Source organism: Microvirga arvi (assembly GCF_016892765.1).
Lineage (GTDB): Bacteria > Pseudomonadota > Alphaproteobacteria > Rhizobiales > Beijerinckiaceae > Microvirga > Microvirga arvi.
This window is the reverse complement of the sequence record NZ_JAFEMD010000168.1, coordinates 1-1,584: the sequence shown is the minus strand read 5'-3', so window position 1 is coordinate 1,584 and position 1,584 is coordinate 1. Positions and strand designations below refer to the sequence as shown.

At 61.1% G+C, this 1,584-nt stretch carries 1 protein-coding gene; it reads left to right on the top strand.

All coding sequences use genetic code 11. From position 1 onward, the window contains the following. Nucleotides 1-1,205: tetratricopeptide repeat protein (locus ILT44_RS30305; protein ID WP_204243320.1), on the top strand; the 1,205-nt coding region annotated here is incomplete at its 5' end. Nucleotides 1,206-1,584: the final 379 nt, after the last annotated feature.

Sequence of the window (1,584 nt, the reverse complement as noted above, 5' to 3'; positions counted from 1 at the left end):
GACAGGCGCACCAGGAGGCCATCGCGCACTGCTCGCGCGGACTCGCGATGGTGAACCTGATCCCTGACCGGATGCAAGTGCGCCTGGGAAACTCTGCAATGAGTGCGAAGGGATGGTCGGCAGAGGAGGTCGGGAGCGCTTTGTACCGGGCGCGCAGCCTGTGTGCGGAACTCGGTGACGATCGGCTGCTGCACCCCATTCTCGGCGGGCTCTTTGGCTTTCATGTGTTCGAAGCCGAGTTGCACACTGCGGAAGAGATCGGCCTTGAGCTCCTGGCTTTGGGTGAGGCGCGAAACGATCGCGTCCTCTGCGTCGATGGCCACAGGTCCCTCCTGAATGCCCGCTACAAGCTTGGCAAGTTTGCGGAGGCTCAGGAGCATTTTGAGCGTGGGATAAGCCTATACGAGGAGGGCCCCTGGCCCGAAACCCTGATCGAACAGGTCGATGACCCTGGTCCGCACCTGCTGGTCCTCGGCGGCTGCGTGCTGTGGGTCCGGGGCTACCCCGACCGCGCTCGGCAGGCAGTGGCCGATGCGATCGCCGCCGGCCATCGCGGCGGACACCATCTGAGTACTGCTCATGCCGTCCATATGTCGGGTCACCTGGCTGAGCTGATGGATGACTGGGAGGGGGTCCGGAGAGCCAACGAGGCGACCATGGCTCTTGCCACGGAGTGGGGTCTCCCCGCGCTGCGACAGCACGTGGCCCGGCGCGAGCGGCTTGTGGCGGTGGCCCTGCACAACGATCCGGAGCAGATGGAGTACAAGCGCCGGCACCCGCAGCCGGGATTTGCACGATCGCTCCACGACAGCGTGCTGGTCCGGGCCTACGGCCGTTGCGGTGCCCCCGAGGAAGGCTTGCGGGTCATTGAGGAGCCCCTGGCTTGGACGGGGGAGACGGGCAGCCGGTTCTTCAATGCCGAGCTGTACCGGATAAAGGCCGAACTGCTCCTGCTCATGCAGCGTCTTGATGAGGCCGAGCGCAGCTACCGTAAAGCTCTGGAGATTGCGCGGGAGCAGGGAGCACGGATGTGGGAGCTCAAATCTGCCTGTGATTTGGCCGTAATGCTTCGTGAACAGAAGCGGCAGGCAGAAGCCCGTGATCTCCTAGTGCCAATCCTCTGCTGGTTCAGCAAGGGCTTTGACGTCCTTGAGCTGTGTAGGTCGAAGGCTCTGCTCGAGAGCCTGTTGCCGCCGCTTCCATGACGCCCACGCCGCCAGATCCCGTCCATTACGCGCAACGCAGTCGTGCGGGCAGTTGAAATGGCATCGTCAATTTACCGCTTTTACTTGCCGTTTTCGGTGTTTAGGCCCGGAACGGATCACGCATTTTCGATAGTTTAGACCTGCCGGGGAATAGCTGGAAACGCCGGAAAGAGGCCTTTCTCTGATTGAGGCCGAACCCAGCCAAAGTGCCAGAGGCCACATGGGAGTGAAGTGCGCAGAAGGTGTAGATCGACGACTGCACCTGTTACGGACTTCTTGTCAAAATAAGTGTTCTCAGAATTTGCGTTGTAGCCGCAAAGTTAGAATGTCCTGATCCCGTAAAGTAGGAATGTCACACTCCCCACTTCTGAATGATGCG